The organism is Flavobacterium soli DSM 19725, from assembly GCF_000422705.1.
Taxonomy (GTDB): Bacteria; Bacteroidota; Bacteroidia; order Flavobacteriales; family Flavobacteriaceae; genus Flavobacterium; species Flavobacterium soli.
In genome coordinates, this window is the sequence record NZ_AUGO01000006.1 from 315,812 (window position 1) to 334,758 (window position 18,947).

Sequence of the window (18,947 nt, forward strand, 5' to 3'; positions counted from 1 at the left end):
TATGACAACAAAAGAAATACTAGAAAAATTGCCCTATTCAAAGCCTTTTTTGTTTGTAGATGATATTTCCAAAATCGATAAAAATGGGGTAGAAGGTTGTTATACTTTTGATGAAAATTTGGATTTTTACAAAGGTCATTTCAAAGACAATCCTATAACTCCTGGAGTGATTTTGACCGAAACAATGGCACAAATTGGAGTGGTTTGCTTAGGGATATTTTTATTAAATAATGCATTGAATAAAAAAATGATAATCTCCTTAACATCAAGTAGTATTGATTTTTTTAAACCTGTTTTTCCAAATGAAAAAGTAACAGTAATTTCAGAAAAAATATATTTTAGATTTAATAAATTAAAATGCAATGTCAAAATGCTAAATGAGCGAAATGAAGAAGTTTCTTCGGGAACAATTTCAGGAATGATCATTAGCAAATAAAGCTGTAGCGTATGCAAAGAAGAGTTGTCATAACAGGACTTGGCGTTGTTGCTCCAAACGGAGTAGGAATTGCTGCGTTTTTGGATGCCATAAAGTCTGGAAAATCAGGAATCAAATTCGATCAACAATTAGCGGAATTGCAATTTTCATGTCAGATTTCTGGAACACCAGAAATTGATGAAAACTTAAAACTAGAATATTTTACCGAACTGGAACTCCGAAATTTTAACTCAACCGGAATTCTATATGGCGTTATTGCGGGAATCGATGCTTGGAAAGATGCTGGTTTGCCTATAGAATTGAACGAACAACCCGATTGGGACAGCGGAACCATATTTGGAACAGGAACTTCTGGTATCGAAAAATTTCGCGAAAGCATCTACAAGATTGATGATTTACAAACGCGGAAACTAGGAAGCACTGCTGTTGCTCAAACCATGAATAGCGGCATCAGTGCATATCTTGGAGGAAAATTGGGCTTGGGAAATCAAGTTACAACCAATTCATCGGCTTGTACAACCGGAACTGAAGCTATCATGATGGCCTACGAAAAAATAAAATCAGGCAAGGCAAAACGTATTTTAGCAGGAAGCACAAGTGATTCAGGGCCTTACATTTGGGGCGGATTCGATGCAATGAAAGTATGTACTTTTAAGCATAATCAAACACCCGAATCAGGCTCAAGGCCAATGAGTTCGAGTGCTTCCGGATTTGTTCCAGGAAGTGGAGCAGGAGCTTTATTGCTCGAAGATCTAGAATCGGCTTTGGATCGTGGAGCTCGAATTTATGGAGAAATTTTAGGCGGCAATATTAATTCTGGAGGTCAAAGAGGTGGCGGAACTATGACAGCACCAAATCCAGTTGCAGTTCAAAAATGTATTGTAGATGCTTTAAATGACGCTGGAATTCTTGCCGAAGAAATCGACACTATCAACGGACATTTGACCGCGACTTCCAAAGATTGTTTGGAAATTTTCAACTGGAGTGAAACTTTGGGGCTAAGAGGAATATCATTTCCTTATATCAATTCACTGAAATCAACAACCGGGCATTGCCTGTCAGGTTCTGGAAGTATTGAAAGTGTTGCATCAATTTTGCAATTGCATCACGGGTTTGTTTTTCCAAATATTAATTGTGAAGATTTAAATCCCGAAATTACAGCAATTATTAACCACTCTAGAATCCCGCAGGAAATTATCCATAAGGAAATAAATATTGTTGCTAAAGCTAGTTTTGGTTTTGGCGATGTAAACGGATGTATTATTTTTAAAAAATTTTAGATATTATGAGAGAAGAAAACTTAATCAATAAATTAAAGATTATTATAAAGCCTTACGTTAAGGACGAAGAAGCTTTAAAAAACTTAAATGAGAAAACAGATTTCATCAATGATTTAATGATTAATTCTGCAAATCTTGTAGATATAGTTCTAGACATAGAAGAAACTTTCGATATAGTTATCGATAATGAATCGATGGAAAAAATGCTCAATGTTGAAGCTGCTTTGCAAATTATCGAAACCGAATTGGCAAAAAAATGATTGGCAACGACATTGTAGATTTGGCTTTAGCCAAGACAGAAAGCAACTGGAAACGTAAAGGCTTTTTAGAAAAGATTTTTACTGAAAATGAACGAAAAATAATTCTATCCTCTAAAAATCAAGAACTAATGGTTTGGATTTTATGGAGCTGTAAAGAAGCAGCTTATAAAATTTATAATCGAGCCGCACAATTTAGAGGCTTTATTCCTTTGCAACTTGAATGTGAATTAGAATATGCTGAAAATAAGATTTCAGGAAAGGTGAGGTGTTTTGGAAATGAATATTATACAGAAACAGATATAACTTCACAGTTTATTTATACGGTTGCAGCCACAAATAAAAATAAATTGCAATCAATTAAAGAATTTGACAAAGACTTAAAAATTATTAAGAACAACGGAATTCCATACCTCGAAAGCAATAAAAACCCAATATCAATCACACACCACGGAAAATTTGACAGAAGAATTTTTCTTGAAATTAATTGATTCCCAAGCGGGATTTTAATTTCAAAAACAATAAAGCGATCGTATACGCATCTTCGGAAGCAGAAACTCTATCACTTGTTTCGATCTTGAAAAGTTCGCTCAATTCATCCAACGAAAATTCCTTGCCATCACTGAGTTCCTTCCATTTTCGATACATGACTTCTATATCAAGAGCTTCATTTTTGAGTCGGCCACATTTTAATTTTTCTAATGCTTTGTTGATTACTTCAACATCAAAATCAATTCGATGACCAATTAACACAGAGTTGCCCAAATACTCTACAAACCCCTGAATTGCTTGAGGTTCTAGCGATTTTGGTTGTTTGCTTTCAATAATGAATTCATTCGAAATACCATGATCATGATTGTAGATATATTGCAACAGGACCACCTCAAAAACATCTCCAATTAGAATCGTATTGTTTTCGATCGCAATGGCCCCAATCGAAAGAATGACATCACTATTAGCATCCAAACCAGTAGTTTCGGTACTTAGAACAACAAACCTATTCGATTTTTTTTCAAATTTCGAAAGATATTGTTTCCAAAATTCAGGATAATCCTTGTTGATGTTTTTTAACCAATCGATCATATCTTAGGTGAAATAAGTTAGTTGGAATTTATTTTTTATAATTTCTTCAAGATCTTTCATTGGAAGGAAAGCATTTTTGAGTTTTTCCTTATCTGATTTTGAAAGTTCTTCCAAGTTTAAATACTGCCCCGTCGTTCCATTTTTTATACCTTCTTGAGTTCTAAATTTTGATAAAGTCAGGAAGGCATCGGCTGCATTCAAATATACTTCAGCGTATTTAGGTTCTGTAATCGCTAATTGCTTGAATCTTAGAAATGTATTATTAATTCCTTTGATATTGTGGCTTATTGTCAAAACTCTCGCTGCATCTACAAAAGGCATTATGGCACGCGTCTTCACATCAAACTTATCTTTGTGTTCGCCTTCTTCCTCCAGATTGAATTGTTTGAAAAAACTCAAGGGAGCTGGTTTTTTTAACGTATCAGTTCCTAAAAAAGCAAAGAATTTTTTATTTTTTTCGGCATTCTTAAAAATCATTTCTGTGAGTGCTTCTTCCAATAGAATTTCACCAAAAGCAATTTCATAATCGAAAAAAATACTGCAAATTTCATCCGTTCTCTCACCTGGAGTATTCATCCAACTACTGTATTGGTTCTTCCAATCAGTCAATGACTTACACCAAACTGAATTGCTAGCCATGTGACCATAAGGACAATAAGGGTAACCGGCATTTTCTAAAGTTGTAGTAACTTTCTTGGCCAATTTCAAAAAGTATTCTTTTACCTCTCTATACTTATCTGGAGCAACATCTTCAAACACTAAAATACTATCCTGATCCGTTTGCAAAAGCTGCTCTTTTCTTCCTTGGCTTCCAATGCTCAACCAAGCAAATCGAGCAGGAGGAGAGCCAAACTCCAAAATTGCCAAATCGATAGCTCGTTTGATTATTGCCATGTTTACTTCACCTGCAATGTTGTTAATATGCGAAAGCGGAATTTTTTTATCCATAGAAGTTCGGATAAATTCGGCTAATTTTTCTCTCAAACGTTTCAGTTCATCGGGATTTTGAGCTCGCTTGATTTCTTTTATTAAAATTCCCGGATTATTGGCTTGAGCTGCAATAATATCGTGTTGTGAAATTACACCCTTAATTTGTGTTTTATCCGAACCATCAACAGTAACACACAAATGGGTCACATTATGACGTAACATAAAAAGTTGTGCTTCGGCAAGCGAAAGATTTTCTGGAACGGTAACCACTGGTGAGGACATTATATTGCTAACCAATGCCGTGATGTAAAATCTTCCCGTTGCAATTTTTGAACGTAAATCCATATCCGTTACAATTCCGATTGGCAAATTATTTTCCTGAATAATCACACAACCCGAAAGATTATCGGTCATGATTTGTGCAACATTTTGAATAATTGCGTTAGGAGTGGAGGTCAGCGGATTTTTATTATAATCTAAAGATTGAAAATATTGAATTTCCGATTGATTATCAATATGTCTAACAGAATCATTCAGCAATTTTCCTTGGGAACGTTCGGCTGGATTTGATGATGTATTGGCAAAACTCAGCAATAAAAAGTCTAAAACCTCAGCATTTTTGGCTACAAAAGGTCGAAAAGTTGCAATAGGAATGGCATAGACAATACTTTCCTCACGAGCTTTTGCTGTCATCATATAATTGTTTTTGGCAAAAAACGGACGTAATCCTAAGATATCACCTGGAACACATTTGTTCAGTAACGTTTCTTCAGCATCCGAAATTACCGACAGATTGATAACTCCGGAAGCTACAACATAGAAGCTTTCGTGAAGCAAGTCGTTGATTTGGAAGAGAGTTTTGTTTTTTTCTAAATTTAAAACCCTAATATCCGAAGCAATATCGGTTATCTCATCATGCGACAAATCGGAAAAAGGTGGATGGGCAATAAGGAAATCGGCAATTCTCTCGGCAATACTATTTTTCATAACTTAGATAAAGCCTAAAATTAATAAATTAAAACCTGATTATGAAACTATAAACTCACGAAAATAGAAATGATTTTAATTTTATGAAAGTCACAATAAATTAAGCTAAAATCTTAAATGTATTATAATTAACACTTCATAATTTAGGTCTTGTGTTTATATTTACTGTACATATTAATCTAAACTTTTAAAATTATGAACTTAATAAACAAGATTTGTGCTGTATTTTTTACATTAACAGCAGCACTAGCTGGAGCTCAGGAAAAAAAAGCGGCTGCTAGTCCGGCAGAAACAGCTCAGGGAAAAGTTAACGGAGCTGCAATAACAATTAACTATGGAAGTCCTTCTGTGAAAGGAAGAGAAATTTGGGGTGGATTGGTTCCTTACGGAAAAATTTGGCGTGCTGGAGCTAATGATGCCACAACAATTGAAACTGATAAGGATTTGGTTATAGAAGGAAAAACATTGCCAGCTGGAAAATATTCGATTTTTATTATTCCTGAAAAAGATGAGGCAACTGTTATTTTCAATAAAGTAGCAAAACAATGGGGAGCTTATAAATATGAAGAAAAAGAAGATGCTTTGAGAGTAAAAGTAAAACCGGTTGCAACAAAAGAAAAGACTGAAAAACTAGTTTATAAATTTGAAAAGAATAGCATAGTTTTGAGTTGGGACAATTGGAATATTCCAATTAAAGTTAAATAATTTCCAGAAGATTATTATTTGAAGAACACCACACATCGTGGTGTTTTTTTGTTAAAAGCTGTCAATGGAAGTATATATTCTGAAATATTCTATTTTACATAATATAAATTATAGTGCAAAAATAATAAAACTTAAAATTCGCAACATGGCGAATCTAAAGGACTTACGGACTATTTCAACGAACGTGATATTTCGATTATTTGATATAGCAATACTACACAATGATTTTGAATAAAGCAAATTTATTTTTAGAGCAGTTTTAAGGCTGATTTTAACACATTTTTAAGAAAACTTCAATTTCTTGTGTTAATCGTTTGTAATACAGTTTAATAACTTAAAAAAACTGTGCGTAATACGGACTGTGGGAGGACATAGTTATAGGCGATGTCCTCAAAGTTCTGACCCACTCCCCGATTAAAATTTTAACATTTATTTTTGTAGGAAAATAGTACTTCGTACAGCCAAAGGAAGTATTCCGTTTATTTTTCCATTGTTTGAACTCACACGAACAGCCTAACCATTGCATGAGTTTCAAGTCCCTGCCATTTTATAACAAATGTTCAAAATCAAAATTCAAACACAAATAACGAAACCGCCTTAAAAAGGTTTGCAGTCGTTTGGCAGAAAAAGCCAAACGACGCAAAGCTAGATTTAAACGGTTTGTTTTTGCTTATTGAATTATTGCTTTTGGTGTTAGGGTTATAAAAGGGCAAGAACTCAAAACTCAAAGGATGCAATGATTTAGACAGGCGGGTGTTTTCCTTAAAACGAAAAATAAAGATTAAAAAGGGGCTTCAAATCTAAAATCTAAATCTGCAATGAAAATTTTTAAAAACTTAAATTTTTGAATCATGGAAGAAAAAAAATTAGATGAAACCGTAAAGGAAAAAGTAGAGGTTTGGGTCAAGGAATCAAGCAAAAAATTGGATGAATTGTTTGTTGACAACAAGGCATCTAACCTGTTTGATTTGAGCCTTTTGGCAATTGAGGAAATGGAGCGTTTACGATTTTACAAGAGCCTTGCAAAAGATACGTTTGAACAGGCAAAAAAAAGAAGCTTCATTGTTGCAAGGGAAGATTTGAAATACTGGTATTTTGACAGCAACTATAACCGCTTACCTAAACTATCAGTTGAAGTAAAAAATATGATTGAAAAGGTTGCAGAGGCTTCAAGATTGGATGTGGCGCTACGCACACATACTTGGCTGAAAAGCATTGAAAGCGGAACAGCCAAACAAGCGGATATGTTTGATATGCTTGACGAGAAAATAAAATTTGAACCGTATTTACAAATCAAAGAAAATATAAAAAACAATTTCTAATCATGGGAAAAATAGCAAAAAAAGAGATACCGTTAAATGAAATGGTAAAGGAAATAAATAAAAATTTTATAATCCGTTATAGCTTCCATAAGCTTGATAAAATAACATCATTGATTGGTGCAGGGAAATATAACACCATTGTGGGGAGAGAAAAGCAAATAGAGCACTTTAGAAAGGTTTTGGAATCAAAGCAGGACAAAGTGACCTTTAAGATAAGAGGAAGCCTTAAAATTGATTTTATAAATAAATAACTTTAAGATTATGACAAAAGTAATAGCATGTTATGTGAATGGAATATTTACATTGAGGAGTGAAAAATCGTTTCAAAAAATGGTAAACGAATTAGAAGTTAAAGAACCATTGGATTTATCAAAACCCGATGGGAAACAAATTTCTATGTTTGAAACAAAAGGATTTATTAAAACAACTAAAAAAAGGAGAAAATGAATATAGATTTAAGGAATATAGATTTTGTGTTCGAGGAAGATGTTAAAAGGATTATGAGTGAAAAACGTATCAATACAGCTACAAAGGCTGTGCGATATGCGGTTACAAACAGCAAGATAAAGGATTTAGAAATTGAACAACTAAAAAAAGATTTGGCCAATGCAAAAAAAGAAAAACTTTACCAAATAGGCTTAAAAAAAGCTCTTATAGAGGAAAAGGAAAGAACAATTGAAGCTTTGGAGTTTCTGAAAAATTTAACGTGAAAAAAAAATCAGATCCGTTTCCTGGTCGAGCTGAAGGAAAAAAAAATAACGTGATAATTTTTCTGCAGACAAAAGCCAGGACAAAAACCGGAACAAAAAATAACGTGAAAATCTAAGATCATGATACAGATAAAAATAAAATGCAAGAAGTTGGAAAAAAAATTGCAGGAAGTAAAGGAAATAGAAGCCATAAAATGCAACACGAAGCTAATAGCGTGGCTATTGCAAAAATATGATGAGGATATAAGGAAAGAACAGATTGAAACGAAAAAACCCCACCAAAATTAATCTGGCGGGGTTTTGAATTATGAGGGTAAAGGATTGGCAACATAACCGATAAATTGGGTCTGGTCGCTTCCTGCCACCACCCTATCAAATAGAACCTTATTATCGTATTCGGTATGGATAATATTGCCGTTGTAACTGCAGTTAGAACCTGCATCGGACAAAGTTCCGAAATAAATTCTGTCTTGGCTAGCAATCAAATCGGTCGTTAAAACTACTGGTTCGATATCAAACTTTTGATGTACAAAATTCTTTTTTAGCCAAGCTTGAAAAAAACACAAATCAACCATTCTTTTGGGTATTAAAGTTATTGTTTTGGTTCGGCTGTCTTGTTCCGTAGAAAAAGGACATAACTTGAGAACCGCCGATAATAAAAGTGAAGCTATAGTACATCATGACTAATTCCTTGTTAGCTTCGGGGAAAGCGACAAAGAAAGACATGAGACCCGCAACAATGGAATTTAGCAGGACACCGAGAGAAAGGATATAGATAAAGCGTTTAGAAAAATTATCGGTTTGGTTTAACGCTACCTTTTGCATGTCCCTAGCATCCTGCACATCCTTAAGATAAAAATCAAGTTCCTTTGTCAAGGATTCCCTAAGCTGAAATTCAAATTTCAATTTGTCGGACTTATCAGGAAAGAACTTATCTAAAATGGAGGTTATAGGGTTACTTGTCAGTATCCCCGATATTATTTTTGGAATTTCGAACATAATCTTTGAGTTTTAATCGTTCGTTAATGGTCTTGTAAACTGTAAAAATCAACGTTGCAATCAAAATTAAAAATTGAACGCAATCGTTGACAAGGTCGAGATTTGTCAATATGAATGATATGACGGCTAAATAATAGACTTTCATACTATCCAAAAAATAACAAGGCACCAATTCCCAAAGCAACTATCTCGTTAGTCACGTTCTTTGCGCTTGGATTGATAAAAGGTAAGATTCCGTAATCCTGCATGAAAAGAGCCTTTTCCGACTCTCTCCTACCGATTATACCACTTGGCTTATTCCAAACAAGAAACTGTTCGGAAGCACCGATATAGTCATTAGCGTTAAGCTTCTTTAAAAGTGTTGATTTTCCGAAATTTCCCTGACCTACATTGAAGCAGAAAGAAACAAGCGCATCAAATTGATTTTGGTTATAATCGACCTTTACAAGCCTTACGACCTGTTTTTCAAAATAGTCCAAATCCTGCCTTAAAAGTTCGGTTGCCTTTTCCTTTGTGATGGTCTGATTCGGAAAGGCTGTTTTTGTGTGACCGTAACCTATGGTCAAAGTTCCCAAGACTTGCGTTTCGCTTGTGATGGTCTTGTTAGGCTGTTTGTCATCATACGCTCTTAAGCGCAGACCCTCATGGTTCTGTAGATGACGAATTCCGTTTTCTGATATTTTCATGATTTCTAGGTATAAAATGTTTGGCATTCTTGATTGCATAATCAAAAAAGCTTGTAGGTTCTTTTTCTCTTGGTTTCTTTTCGGTAAAAAGTGCCAGTATAAAATACAGAGTAGCAAAAGGTATTGCAAAAAGGATGATGAGTACCAAAAAGGGAAGAAAAAAAAAAGCCAACAGGATTAATAAATATTTCATTACTCGAAATAGTTTTCAGGGTTCAAGTAAACGCCCTGTTTTTTTAGTGTAAGGTGCAAATGAGCGCCTGTGACCCGACCAGTAGTACCAACGTAGCCAATTAATTGACCCTTTTTAACGTTATCGCCCGATTTTACAGCGTAATCGCTCAAATGGGCATAGCCTGTCACATAGCCGTTAGAATGCTCAATTATTAGCTGTTTACCGCCTGTTGCATTTTCATAACGATTTATGACCCTGCCCGATTCGGGGGATAATATAGGAGTTCCGCTTGGTGCAGCAATATCAATTCCGTTGTGGAATGATGGAGATTTTGTAACAGGATGGATTCGGTTGCCAAAAGGTGATGAAATTCGACCCTTGACAGGATAGGGAAAAGTATCTTTTGCCATGATATAACGGATTAAGAGGATTAATAAAAGAAATTCCATATTTTTGAGATTAAATTTTAAATGATTGAAATATGGCGGAGTTTTTAAATACTAGGGAAACATCTAAAGAAATCAAAAATATTCTTACAGAAGCTAAGGAATTTGTAGTTTTTGTAAGTCCTTATATACATATTAATCAAAAACTGAAAGAAGATATTTTTTGCAAAAAAGGAATAAACATAACACTAGTTTTTGGTAAAAAAAATATGAAAGAAGAAGAACTAAATTTTTTAAAGGTTTGTAAAAACGTTAGTATTCTTTTTCACAAAGACCTACATGCTAAAATTTACATGAACGAAAAAAATTGTATTATTAGTTCAATGAATCTTTACGAATACTCTGAAATAAATAATATAGAGGCTTCAGTAATAGTAGATAAAAATGAAAAGGCATATAAGGATATTTCTAAACAAATAGACAAACTATTAGAAAAAAGCGAAATAATACAGTTTTCAGAAGAAATAAAAAAGTTTACTAAAAATATAGGATACTGCATACGTACAGGGGTAAAAATAGATTTCAATCCTAAAAGACCATTTTGTTACGAAGCGTATCAAAGCTGGGCGATTTTTGAAAACGAAAACTATAAAGAAAAGTTTTGCCATTACTCAGGAGAACCAAGCAACGGCAAAACTTCATTTTCAAATCCAATACTTAAAAAATATCTTTAAAAGAAACTTGGAAATTGTTTTGCAAGCTTTTGAATGGTTGAGACAGAACAATCTTTTATAAGATATTCAACCAAAGACAAAGCCTCGCCAAATCCACCAATACCACTTCTAACATAACCAAATGATTTGTCAATCATTATAAAATCAGCCTCATTCAAACCTTTGAATAAGGAAAGAATTTTTGAATCTGAAGTTATTGCAAAAAGTTCCTCATCCAATTGCCTTGCAATAGCTTCCGCCTTTGCCTGACTAATAGTTGATTTTACAGTTATTGAACCATCGGGGTTAGTAGTTGTAGAACCTGCACCTGCAGGAGGGGTCGTATAAGAGCCTGAACCCTGCTGATAATAAGCAGGGTCATCTCTTGGATCATCTTTTCGAAAGAAAAAGAACCAAATAAGGATAAGAGGAATAAGAAAAATCATAAAATAGAATATTTTAACCACCAAGGACGCTTCTTTATTGGTTTACGTTTTACAAAACTCTTCTTAAAGGTATAATCACTATTTCGAACAGAAGAGGGTGGCATGGGATAAAAAGAAGTTCTTCCAGCATCATATAATTTTACCCATTGTCTATATTGATTCCAACTCATGGCTCGCCTAGCAGGTAGTCTATCGCCTAGCCTTCTTCCTGCGTCATAAAAAGCATCAAAACTCATAACTAATAACGTCTTCTTCGTGGTTTAACTCTACGAACAACAGCGTTAACAATCTGTTTTTGAGAAGCATTTAGGCCTCTTTTTCTAGAAGTTCTTCTTCTTCTAGGTGTAGAACCTTTGAACATTTTGAACAAAGGGTCATTTTTTAAAATATTGCCAAACATAGACATAATATTAAGGTATTAAATTAGTAATTGTTTTTTTAATCGTTTTCGATATCCTTTTCAATCATGCGTTGCAAATACTCCTGATTGGTGTATTTCATAGCCAAAAATTTAAGATACACGAATAAGATTGGAGAAAGAAGATAGAACCACTTGTTCTTGAAAATCTTTGCATACATGGCTTGCATTTGGTTTTCACTTTCAGGAAGAGCTTCACGGTGAAATGAATGCAAATCATTAAAAGTCCTGTCCATATCAAACTCAGTATCAAAGGCCCATGAAAACAAATCCATGTAAATCTTCTGGAACATCATTATTAGATTCATAATGTTTTTTTGTAAAAAATCCGCTTCTAGGTTAGAAGCGGATTTTGGTTAATAATTAAATAAATAAGATACCGATAAGCCACCAAGGAAAAAAACCGCCACCGTCAGGCGTTGGCTGTTTTGGTGGAGCTTTTACGGTTACGGTTTGGAGCGTTCCGCCATCAAAGGTTTCCAAATCAACTTCCGCCTTGATTGCAAGTGCAGGCTTGATAGGTAGCTTTGTATTGCCAACAAGAACATTCTTTGTACCGCCTGTTCCGTCTTCAACCTTTGGCTTTGTGGTAGAAGTCATGTAAATCTTTGAAAGGTTCATCATGTAGGCGGTGGCTCTTTCAGTTCCATTCTTGTCGATGGTTTCTGTTTTTCCATCAAGGAAAGTCAAAGTAAGTGGTCCTTTGACTTCGTAAGGTGTGGATGTTGCACCCAAACGAACGTACTCACTAATCAAAGGAGTGACAGCAGAGTTATAGATGCCAACGGCCAAATTACGAAGCTCTTTCCAACCGTCCCTAGTGCATTTAGCAAAAGAACCGTCATTAATATGCACCTGCTTGATAACCATGTACAAAGAAAGTTGCTGTATAAGGAAATTCAGAGCCTTTTCATGCTCGACACGGTTTTCAACGGTTGATGTTACACGGTCAATTAAGCTTTGCCAATAGGGAGCGTATTTCTTTGCAATTTCCTGTTTTGCCTCGTTCGGAGAATACGAAGAACCCCAACAGGACAAATCGCCACCATTGGAAAGGACATTGCCAATTGTACCGCTGACAATACCGCCAGCACCGATTGCATCAAGCGCACCATCCAAGGTTGAGATTGCGGAATTAATACCCGTGACAGAACCGATAGTTCCGACAGGGTCTTTAATTGCACCCTTGACATCACCGATAACACCAATAGCACCTCTTACAGAACCGATTGCAGTTGTTAAACTCATAATGTTTTTTTTTAAAGTTAGTGAGTACAACCGCACATACCATCATTTGATTTGAGGTGTGCGATATTTTCAGCTTGGTGTTCGGCTGTCTTGCGTTGCAAGTTATTGAAAATCTGAGGGTTCTGAACAGCTCGGCAAACAATAAGCTGACGGTTTGGAGATGCATTAGCACACTCTAAAGTAACCTTCAAATTATTCAAAATATTTTTTGAAGAAAGAAGAATTACAGGAGCTCCAGAAGAATCTAAACCGCCCATATAAGTGCGATTTTGAATGTAGATCAATTCTTTTGATAATTGAGCATCAAGCTTATCTGATTTAATGCTAAGCTTCTTTAAAGGAGTTCTCAAAAGAGCAGTTACAGCGTTAGGAAGCTCCCTTTGTAGAAAAATAATCTTAGAAACGTCATTACCAAAATTAAAATCATACTTGGTCAACTGGGTATCAACATTGTAAACATCAAAAACAGGCACAAAAGATTGCAAACCAATTGAAGGAATAGTTTCAATGACAGCAGAAACAGGCTCGGCATTAAAAGAAGTGTTTGTGAATTCCAAACGGAAATACTCTCCATTTTTTAGGACAAAATTAGTTCCGATTAAAAACTGCAACAAAAAGGTATTTGAGCCGAAAAGACCAGTAAAAAACGAATTTTGTGTAAAATCGTTATCGCCAGCATGTACGATAGCGTAAATCTGATAGAGAGAAAGCCTAAAGAGGTCACCTTGGCTTTTGCCATCAAGGAAACGGGAAAGAGTGACGATGTGATTGTCAAAAAGATGAACAGAAGAAGCATCGAGAGCTCCGTCGGTTGTCAATTTAAAAATAAAACCGCCTATTGTTTCCTCTTTGATATCGATAAAAACCTTTTTATCGGTATCTCTTACAATTAATTCTGCCATTTTTTAAGGGTTTTGGGTTGCTGTTTGAGTACCACGCAAGGCATTAGCCACGCTTGGTGCTGATTTGTCCAATTTACCCATAATCTGAGGGTAAAATTTGAGAATGACAAAGCCGACAACAAAAATTGTGAAAATCGGCAATTTCTTTAGTAAATTCATAGATGAAAATTTTTAAATGATTATTGTATAAGTGCATTATAAGGCACGTTTTGAAATTGTTTCAAAATGGATTCATTTTTTTTCATTTATTTTTTATTGGGTAAAATTTGTATGTATGGTATCGAATGAAATAAGGTAGGGATTTGGGAATAATTTTCGGTGATAGTTGCGGTCTAGAAAGAACTTTTCGTAATAGTCACGGAAATCCGTCCTTATGTGTTTTGGATTGAACTTACTCCTTACCGATTGCTTATGGATGTTGAAGATTTTCAAATCGTTTTGGAGCTGGTAAGCTGCAGATTTTGAAATAGCCAATTTGGTTGCAATCTGTTCAAGGCTCAAACCTTGGTCTAGCTTTTCGAGGACATTAACCAAACGTGGCTTATTGAGTGTTGAATAGCCAAGCTTGCGTTTTTTGGTGTGTGTAAGTTTCTTTAGGGCATCGTTGCCGAATTGCTTCTTATAGAATTCAATCTTTTGCGTTACCTTTTCGTTATAAAGGTCAATTTGCTTGATTATACTCATACTGTCATCAACTTCCTTTATCTGAAAAAAGTCAATCTCTTCCTTGAACTTGGTAAGCATGAGCTTTAGCAAATCATGGCTTAATGTAGCCTCGTGGCTTTCCTCAAGTTTGTATTTCTTAAAGGTTGAGATATTGGAATAATCCAAAAAGCGTTGTTCAAAGAGTTGCGTGCGTTTTGGGGTTTGGATGAAAAAGGCGTGTTTCTTATGGAGGCTTCGGTCTATAGCCTCATAGATAAATCGGTCTTCGGGATTGAGCGAGTATTTGAATTTAAAATGCTTTGCCTTGTTTTGTGAGCCTTGCGATAGTAACAAGTCGTACCGCTTGATAAGGTTGTGTTTCTTTAGCAGTTTTTTCCAATTGGTATCGTCTTTCCTGTAGATTGATTTTTTATAGATGGTAGAAATGTATGAAGAGGTAAAAGACATCTCATATCTCAAAATCTTTTCAGCTTCATTTTTCAAGAAGTTCAATTTGAAAGGAAAATGCGCTTCTATTTCAAAGCAAAAGGAATCGTACTCCCTTGATTTGGAATAGGTCTTATAATACTGAAAAATCAAATCTTGGACATTTCCGTTATGCTTTTGATAAGCTTCGGGAAAGTGTTTCCTGAATATGGAAGAAAGTTCGGGGTAAAGTTTCTTAGTGTTTTCGCTGTAGAATGTATTGTTTATCTTTTGAAGCCTTGGAAAATCGTTCGCCATAAACTCATCGCCCTTTTTGTAAATCTTGAAGAAAAAACCATCGGTTGAATGACGGTAGTAAAGGGATGTGTTACGGTCATCGGCAATTTGTTTGGATGATATTCCTTGAGAGTTTGCACGACCCCTGTAAAATTTCTTTTGGCATTCGATAAAATCGGTAACCATTGCGGAATCTTTGAAGCATTGGTTGTAACAGAAATCAAGGCGTTTTATCTCAACATCTGAAATGTCAAAGTTGTACAATTCCGGAATGCTTAACATAACGGACAAATCGGCAAAGAATGTGAAAATGAATTCCCTTATACGGTCATGCAAAATATTGGTCTGACCAAAAAATTCACGGACTGAAAAAGGATTGTCCTTAAACCGTTTGCTGTCTATGTTTGGAACAAATTGAGCAATGTTGTGACCGTAAAAATATTTGGGTATTGCCAAAGTAAACTCGATAGTATCCTTATTATCCAAAACCCGAAAATTAGTGTGATAGTCGGATGATTGGGATTGCATCTTTCCACTAACAGGAAAAAAAAATACTTCCGTCTTTTCCTTATTGTCATAGATTGCCCCGTTACGGTTCATCATGAAAATCTTTTGATTTGATTGCCTTAAGAAATGGGTATCGAGGTCATTTTGAATCTCGCCCTGTTCCTTGAATTTTATGGAGCGTTCGATATATTTGGACTCATAATTTAAAAGCCTTTCGTACACAAGACGGTTAAAGTTGGATTTATACACCTTACCGTTCTTTACATCGGGAGCTAAATTTATAGTCTTGGAGTTTATCGAATGCAATTGAAATACTATAGTATCAATCACGTTTCAGGTGTTTTTTGGTGTAGTAATAAATGAGATAAAAAGGCATTGAAATAATGCCTACCAATAACCTAATCATAACGAAAGGAGTAAAAAAATCGTAATGAAAAAGATTATGATTGTAATTATATCAGCTTGGTTTTTAGGTTCTTTTGCTGTCATCTTCAAGGATATTTTTAATTAAATCACAAGCCTCACCATAAGCGGAACATTTACCCATTTCCAAATAATAATCAGCGTTTTTTGTTTCTGTTCCTGCATAAGAATTAAAAGATTCATCTGCCAAATTTTCTAATTGCGTAAGCAATAAAATAAATTGTTCTTTCATCGTGGGTACTTGTTAAATTGTTCAACATCGAGAATGTGGAGAAATTCCACGTATGAATAATAGGCGTTGCAGACTTGGAAAGAGCAATCGGTTTCGGGTACGGTCTTATTTTGGTTTACCCTGTCATCAAGATTTTTTAAAAGCTTGACAGTATCGAAAGAACTGACATTCAAAAGGGAAGTCAGGGAGTTAGTAAGCAATGATTTTAGAAGATTGTCAGAAATTGACAAATTAATAGTTTGCTGTTTTTCGGTTGTCATGATTTCAGATTAAAAAGGTTATAATCAATGATGATTTTTTGCAAAAACTCACGTTCATTCTTTACCCAAACCGTAAAGGGATAGCTTTCGCCAAATTTGGTTGAAACAACCTTGAAACAATACAAGCCGTTAGCATCTTCGAGTAGCCACGCATTGATTGAAAGGCTGGTGTGTTTTAGGTTAAGACCTAAAAAAGTAGTTGATTTTCCGAGGGTAAAGGTTCGGAAGAAAGGACGGGTTTTTATTCGAAGATTTTCAATGTTAAAGCCTTCCCGATTGTGCATTTTTTTTAATGCAAATAGCAAAGCTTCGCCATTAGCCAATGATTGCAAATGTTGCTTTTGGGTGATGGGTTTTTCTATCATGTTGTTTTTCTTTGTAAAACAACACGAACGTGAAAAAGTGGTAAGTGAGTGTTTTTATGTTAATATTAACATAAAGTCTTATATTCTGCTGAACTTACTATAAATTATAGTGCAAATATTGCTCAGATAATTATGTTGTGTAAATTTACTTTAAACCCAATAAAAGCTACAGTTTATAAGCTTTTTGGCAGGTATATAATAAAAGTCGAACCAATACCAGGATTGCCTTGAGCTTTTATAAAACTGTTATGGTTTTCTATAATATTTTTACAGATAGCCAATAAAAGCTACAATTTATAAGCTTTTTGGCAGGTATATAATAAAAGTAGCACCAATACCAGGATTGCCTTGAGCTTTTATAAAACCGTTATGGTTTTCTATAATTTTTTTACAGATAGCCAAACCCAAACCAGTTCCTGTATATGACATCTCAGTTTCTAATCGTCTGAAAAGTTGAAAAATCTTTTCAGAATATTCTTGTTTGAATCCGATTCCGTTGTCCGAAATTATGATTTTAAAATAGGTTTTATTGGTGATGATTTTATCTGATTTTTCATTGATAGAATCCTCTAAATTATCAGCAAAAAAATCATCGGTCGTAATTTTAATTTCTGGAGTTGTATTCGGCTTAGTATATTTCAATGAGTTGGAAATCAAATTGATAAACAATTGCTGTATTTGAAATTTTGTACCCAAAACGTTCGGAAGCTCATCAATAGCTATTTTGGCTTTTGTTTCTTCGATGGTTGGCTGCAATTCTTCCAAAATTTCTTGCAGAATGGCATTCAGATTTATTTCTACAAAAATTTTATCGCTCTTTATCGTTCGGGAATAATTTACCAAATCAATCATCAAATGCTGCATTCTATTGGCAGAAACCTTGATTTTAGAAAAATATCCTTGGCTTGCTTCTGAAATTACAGACAAGTCATTGGCTTCAATTCTAGAAATGAACATTTGAATTTTTCGCAAAGGCTCTTGCAAATCGTGACTTACAATGTTATTAAAAGACTCCAATTCAGCATTGATGGCAATTAATCTTTTATTGTTTTCTTCTAATTCAAAGGTTTTTTTAAATTGCTCGGTAACATCATGGATTACACCTATTTTAATATTCTGACCTTTATCGTTTGTTCTAAAATTAGCCGTAGAAATTACATATTTCAAGACTCCTGATGGCAAAATATAACGAAAAAGCATCGAAGTTGGAATCTGATTATCTATGGACTCTTTATTGGTTTTAATGACATATTCATAATCTTCTGGATGAATATATTTGTTGAAATTTTCCCAATTCGGCTTAAATTTTTTCGGATCTTCCTCTAAAAGCCTGTATAAATTATCCGAAAAAGTGTAGGCATTTGTAGATAAATCAATTTTCCAATATCCAAAACCAGCAATCTTTTCGGCACTATTAAAAGTATCATTCAACAATTTAAGATCATTGTTTATCTTCTTTAAATACAGTAAGTTATCATTCATCTTGCTATACGATAAAAGAAAAATTACGATAGAAACCAAAGCTAAAATAAAGACCGTTTTTCTTGTAGTTGCAATTTTTTCTGGATAATTGCTGTCGTGCAGCTTGATTCCATTAATGTTAGGCTGTACATCGTCTTCAATAAACTTGTAAAGCGAATGATTAAATCTTTTATTTTCAAAAAGTTTTTCAGTAAAAGTATTCTCGTCGTATGGAATAGCTTTTGAAGAGGCCATAATTTCATCGAAAAGCGTATATTTCTTTTCAATAAAAGACGCCAATTTTAGAATACTTTGATGCAAAAACCTATTATTTGCAGAAAGTTGTTCTAGGTTTTTAATTTTTTCGCTAGCCTCTTCCCTATTAAAAATTCCTTTTGAAATTGCTACATCATCTGCAATTATTAGATTGGAAAGCTTTATTTCGTCTTCTTTTAGAATAGAAAAAAGTTCGTCCAATTCGTTTTGAGTAGCATTTATATTTTCAATAGATTGAAAGGAAGAATCCAGATCTTTCATCTGGAAATAGAACATTGTGGTCAAGTAACCAATGGCAATGATTGAAATTCCTAAAGCAATCCTTAATAAAAAGAAATATTTATTTTGTTTTAGGAATTTCATTCTATGTTC

The 18,947-nt window shown here is 34.4% G+C and carries 27 protein-coding genes; 11 read left to right on the forward strand and 16 right to left on the reverse strand.

The features are described from left to right. Position 1 precedes the first annotated feature (1 nt). The 4 genes from G508_RS0108695 to G508_RS0108710 are packed head-to-tail and all read left to right on the forward strand — an operon-like array spanning position 2 to position 2,464. Positions 2 to 436 carry a 3-hydroxyacyl-ACP dehydratase FabZ family protein gene (locus G508_RS0108695; RefSeq protein ID WP_026704957.1) on the forward strand — a complete coding sequence of 145 codons (435 nt, stop codon included), beginning with the start codon at positions 2 to 4 and terminating at the stop codon, positions 434 to 436. Positions 437 to 447: 11 nt separating this feature from the next. Beyond that, positions 448 to 1,716, forward strand: a complete 1,269-nt coding sequence (locus G508_RS0108700) for a beta-ketoacyl-[acyl-carrier-protein] synthase family protein (protein ID WP_026704958.1) — start codon at positions 448 to 450, stop codon at positions 1,714 to 1,716. A gap of 5 nt (positions 1,717 to 1,721) precedes the next feature. After that, positions 1,722 to 1,976, forward strand: coding sequence for an acyl carrier protein (locus G508_RS0108705; protein ID WP_026704959.1), 255 nt, complete (start codon positions 1,722 to 1,724; stop codon positions 1,974 to 1,976). Next, a complete protein-coding gene (locus G508_RS0108710) occupies positions 1,973 to 2,464 on the forward strand; it encodes a 4'-phosphopantetheinyl transferase family protein (RefSeq protein WP_026704960.1) in 492 nt (163 codons plus the stop codon). The genes G508_RS0108705 and G508_RS0108710 overlap by 4 nt, the downstream gene beginning before the upstream one ends. Here the strand turns inward: G508_RS0108710 and G508_RS0108715 are convergent. Continuing rightward, positions 2,457 to 3,056, reverse strand: a complete 600-nt coding sequence (locus G508_RS0108715; protein WP_026704961.1) for a 3'-5' exonuclease — start codon at positions 3,054 to 3,056, stop codon at positions 2,457 to 2,459. The two genes, G508_RS0108710 and G508_RS0108715, sit on opposite strands and share 8 nt — an antisense overlap. Positions 3,057 to 3,059: 3 nt before the next feature. Further along, a complete protein-coding gene (locus tag G508_RS0108720) occupies positions 3,060 to 4,973 on the reverse strand; it encodes a DUF294 nucleotidyltransferase-like domain-containing protein (protein ID WP_026704962.1) in 1,914 nt (637 codons plus the stop codon). A gap of 195 nt (positions 4,974 to 5,168) precedes the next feature. Between G508_RS0108720 and G508_RS0108725 the strand changes: the two genes are divergently transcribed. The 6 genes from G508_RS0108725 to G508_RS20060 all read left to right on the forward strand — a co-directional run bounded on the left by G508_RS0108725 (position 5,169) and on the right by G508_RS20060 (position 7,998). Beyond that, positions 5,169 to 5,678 carry a DUF2911 domain-containing protein gene (locus G508_RS0108725; RefSeq protein WP_026704963.1) on the forward strand — a complete coding sequence of 170 codons (510 nt, stop codon included), beginning with the start codon at positions 5,169 to 5,171 and terminating at the stop codon, positions 5,676 to 5,678. An 851-nt stretch (positions 5,679 to 6,529) separates the two neighbouring features. Beyond that, positions 6,530 to 7,000 (forward strand): hypothetical protein, encoded by a 471-nt coding sequence (locus tag G508_RS0108730; protein ID WP_026704964.1) that lies wholly within the window; start codon positions 6,530 to 6,532, stop codon positions 6,998 to 7,000. 2 nt (positions 7,001 to 7,002) lie between these two features. Then, positions 7,003 to 7,251, forward strand: coding sequence for a hypothetical protein (locus G508_RS0108735; RefSeq protein ID WP_026704965.1), 249 nt, complete (start codon positions 7,003 to 7,005; stop codon positions 7,249 to 7,251). Between the two features lie 10 nt (positions 7,252 to 7,261). Beyond that, positions 7,262 to 7,447, forward strand: a complete 186-nt coding sequence (locus G508_RS0108740; RefSeq protein WP_026704966.1) for a hypothetical protein — start codon at positions 7,262 to 7,264, stop codon at positions 7,445 to 7,447. Beyond that, positions 7,444 to 7,710 carry a hypothetical protein gene (locus G508_RS0108745; protein ID WP_026704967.1) on the forward strand — a complete coding sequence of 89 codons (267 nt, stop codon included), beginning with the start codon at positions 7,444 to 7,446 and terminating at the stop codon, positions 7,708 to 7,710. The genes G508_RS0108740 and G508_RS0108745 overlap by 4 nt, the downstream gene beginning before the upstream one ends. A gap of 120 nt (positions 7,711 to 7,830) precedes the next feature. Beyond that, on the forward strand, positions 7,831 to 7,998 hold the full coding sequence (locus G508_RS20060) for a hypothetical protein (protein WP_157485916.1): 168 nt from the start codon (positions 7,831 to 7,833) through the stop codon (positions 7,996 to 7,998). A gap of 17 nt (positions 7,999 to 8,015) precedes the next feature. On the opposite strand, the gene G508_RS0108760 is transcribed toward G508_RS20060, so the two are convergent. The 4 genes from G508_RS0108760 to G508_RS18760 all read right to left on the reverse strand — a co-directional run bounded on the left by G508_RS0108760 (position 8,016) and on the right by G508_RS18760 (position 10,019). Then, complete coding sequence (locus G508_RS0108760) at positions 8,016 to 8,285, reverse strand: hypothetical protein (protein ID WP_026704968.1); 270 nt, start codon at positions 8,283 to 8,285, stop codon at positions 8,016 to 8,018. Continuing rightward, positions 8,278 to 8,709 (reverse strand): hypothetical protein, encoded by a 432-nt coding sequence (locus G508_RS0108765; RefSeq protein WP_026704969.1) that lies wholly within the window; start codon positions 8,707 to 8,709, stop codon positions 8,278 to 8,280. Before G508_RS0108765 ends, G508_RS0108760 begins: the two co-directional genes overlap by 8 nt. Before the next feature lie 146 nt (positions 8,710 to 8,855). Further along, entirely contained in the window at positions 8,856 to 9,434 is a 579-nt protein-coding gene (locus G508_RS18755) for a lysozyme (RefSeq protein ID WP_211223380.1), read from the reverse strand. A gap of 153 nt (positions 9,435 to 9,587) precedes the next feature. Next, positions 9,588 to 10,019 (reverse strand): M23 family metallopeptidase, encoded by a 432-nt coding sequence (locus tag G508_RS18760; RefSeq protein ID WP_051197522.1) that lies wholly within the window; start codon positions 10,017 to 10,019, stop codon positions 9,588 to 9,590. Between the two features lie 32 nt (positions 10,020 to 10,051). Between G508_RS18760 and G508_RS0108785 the strand changes: the two genes are divergently transcribed. Then, positions 10,052 to 10,690, forward strand: a complete 639-nt coding sequence (locus G508_RS0108785; RefSeq protein WP_026704970.1) for a phospholipase D-like domain-containing protein — start codon at positions 10,052 to 10,054, stop codon at positions 10,688 to 10,690. Here the strand turns inward: G508_RS0108785 and G508_RS0108790 are convergent. From G508_RS0108790 to G508_RS19520, 10 genes are all read right to left on the reverse strand, one after another. Next, positions 10,687 to 11,115, reverse strand: a complete 429-nt coding sequence (locus G508_RS0108790; protein ID WP_157485917.1) for a hypothetical protein — start codon at positions 11,113 to 11,115, stop codon at positions 10,687 to 10,689. The genes G508_RS0108785 and G508_RS0108790 overlap by 4 nt on opposite strands. A gap of 238 nt (positions 11,116 to 11,353) precedes the next feature. Further along, positions 11,354 to 11,515, reverse strand: a complete 162-nt coding sequence (locus G508_RS20065; RefSeq protein ID WP_157485918.1) for a hypothetical protein — start codon at positions 11,513 to 11,515, stop codon at positions 11,354 to 11,356. Positions 11,516 to 11,553: 38 nt separating this feature from the next. After that, entirely contained in the window at positions 11,554 to 11,841 is a 288-nt protein-coding gene (locus G508_RS0108805; protein WP_157485919.1) for a hypothetical protein, read from the reverse strand. 55 nt (positions 11,842 to 11,896) lie between these two features. Then, positions 11,897 to 12,817 carry a hypothetical protein gene (locus G508_RS0108810; protein ID WP_157485920.1) on the reverse strand — a complete coding sequence of 307 codons (921 nt, stop codon included), beginning with the start codon at positions 12,815 to 12,817 and terminating at the stop codon, positions 11,897 to 11,899. Next, positions 12,799 to 13,683 (reverse strand): hypothetical protein, encoded by an 885-nt coding sequence (locus G508_RS0108815; protein ID WP_026704975.1) that lies wholly within the window; start codon positions 13,681 to 13,683, stop codon positions 12,799 to 12,801. Before G508_RS0108815 ends, G508_RS0108810 begins: the two co-directional genes overlap by 19 nt. Before the next feature lie 3 nt (positions 13,684 to 13,686). After that, positions 13,687 to 13,842 (reverse strand): hypothetical protein, encoded by a 156-nt coding sequence (locus G508_RS20070; protein ID WP_157485921.1) that lies wholly within the window; start codon positions 13,840 to 13,842, stop codon positions 13,687 to 13,689. Positions 13,843 to 13,935: 93 nt separating this feature from the next. After that, on the reverse strand, positions 13,936 to 15,888 hold the full coding sequence (locus G508_RS0108825) for a hypothetical protein (RefSeq protein ID WP_157485922.1): 1,953 nt from the start codon (positions 15,886 to 15,888) through the stop codon (positions 13,936 to 13,938). A 139-nt stretch (positions 15,889 to 16,027) separates the two neighbouring features. Further along, on the reverse strand, positions 16,028 to 16,213 hold the full coding sequence (locus tag G508_RS0108830) for a hypothetical protein (protein WP_026704977.1): 186 nt from the start codon (positions 16,211 to 16,213) through the stop codon (positions 16,028 to 16,030). 256 nt (positions 16,214 to 16,469) lie between these two features. Next, positions 16,470 to 16,838: a hypothetical protein gene (locus tag G508_RS0108840; protein ID WP_026704979.1), complete on the reverse strand. Its 369-nt coding sequence runs from the start codon at positions 16,836 to 16,838 to the stop codon at positions 16,470 to 16,472. Between the two features lie 294 nt (positions 16,839 to 17,132). Continuing rightward, positions 17,133 to 18,938, reverse strand: a complete 1,806-nt coding sequence (locus G508_RS19520) for a sensor histidine kinase (RefSeq protein WP_051197524.1) — start codon at positions 18,936 to 18,938, stop codon at positions 17,133 to 17,135. Between the last annotated feature and the right edge of the window lie 9 nt (positions 18,939 to 18,947).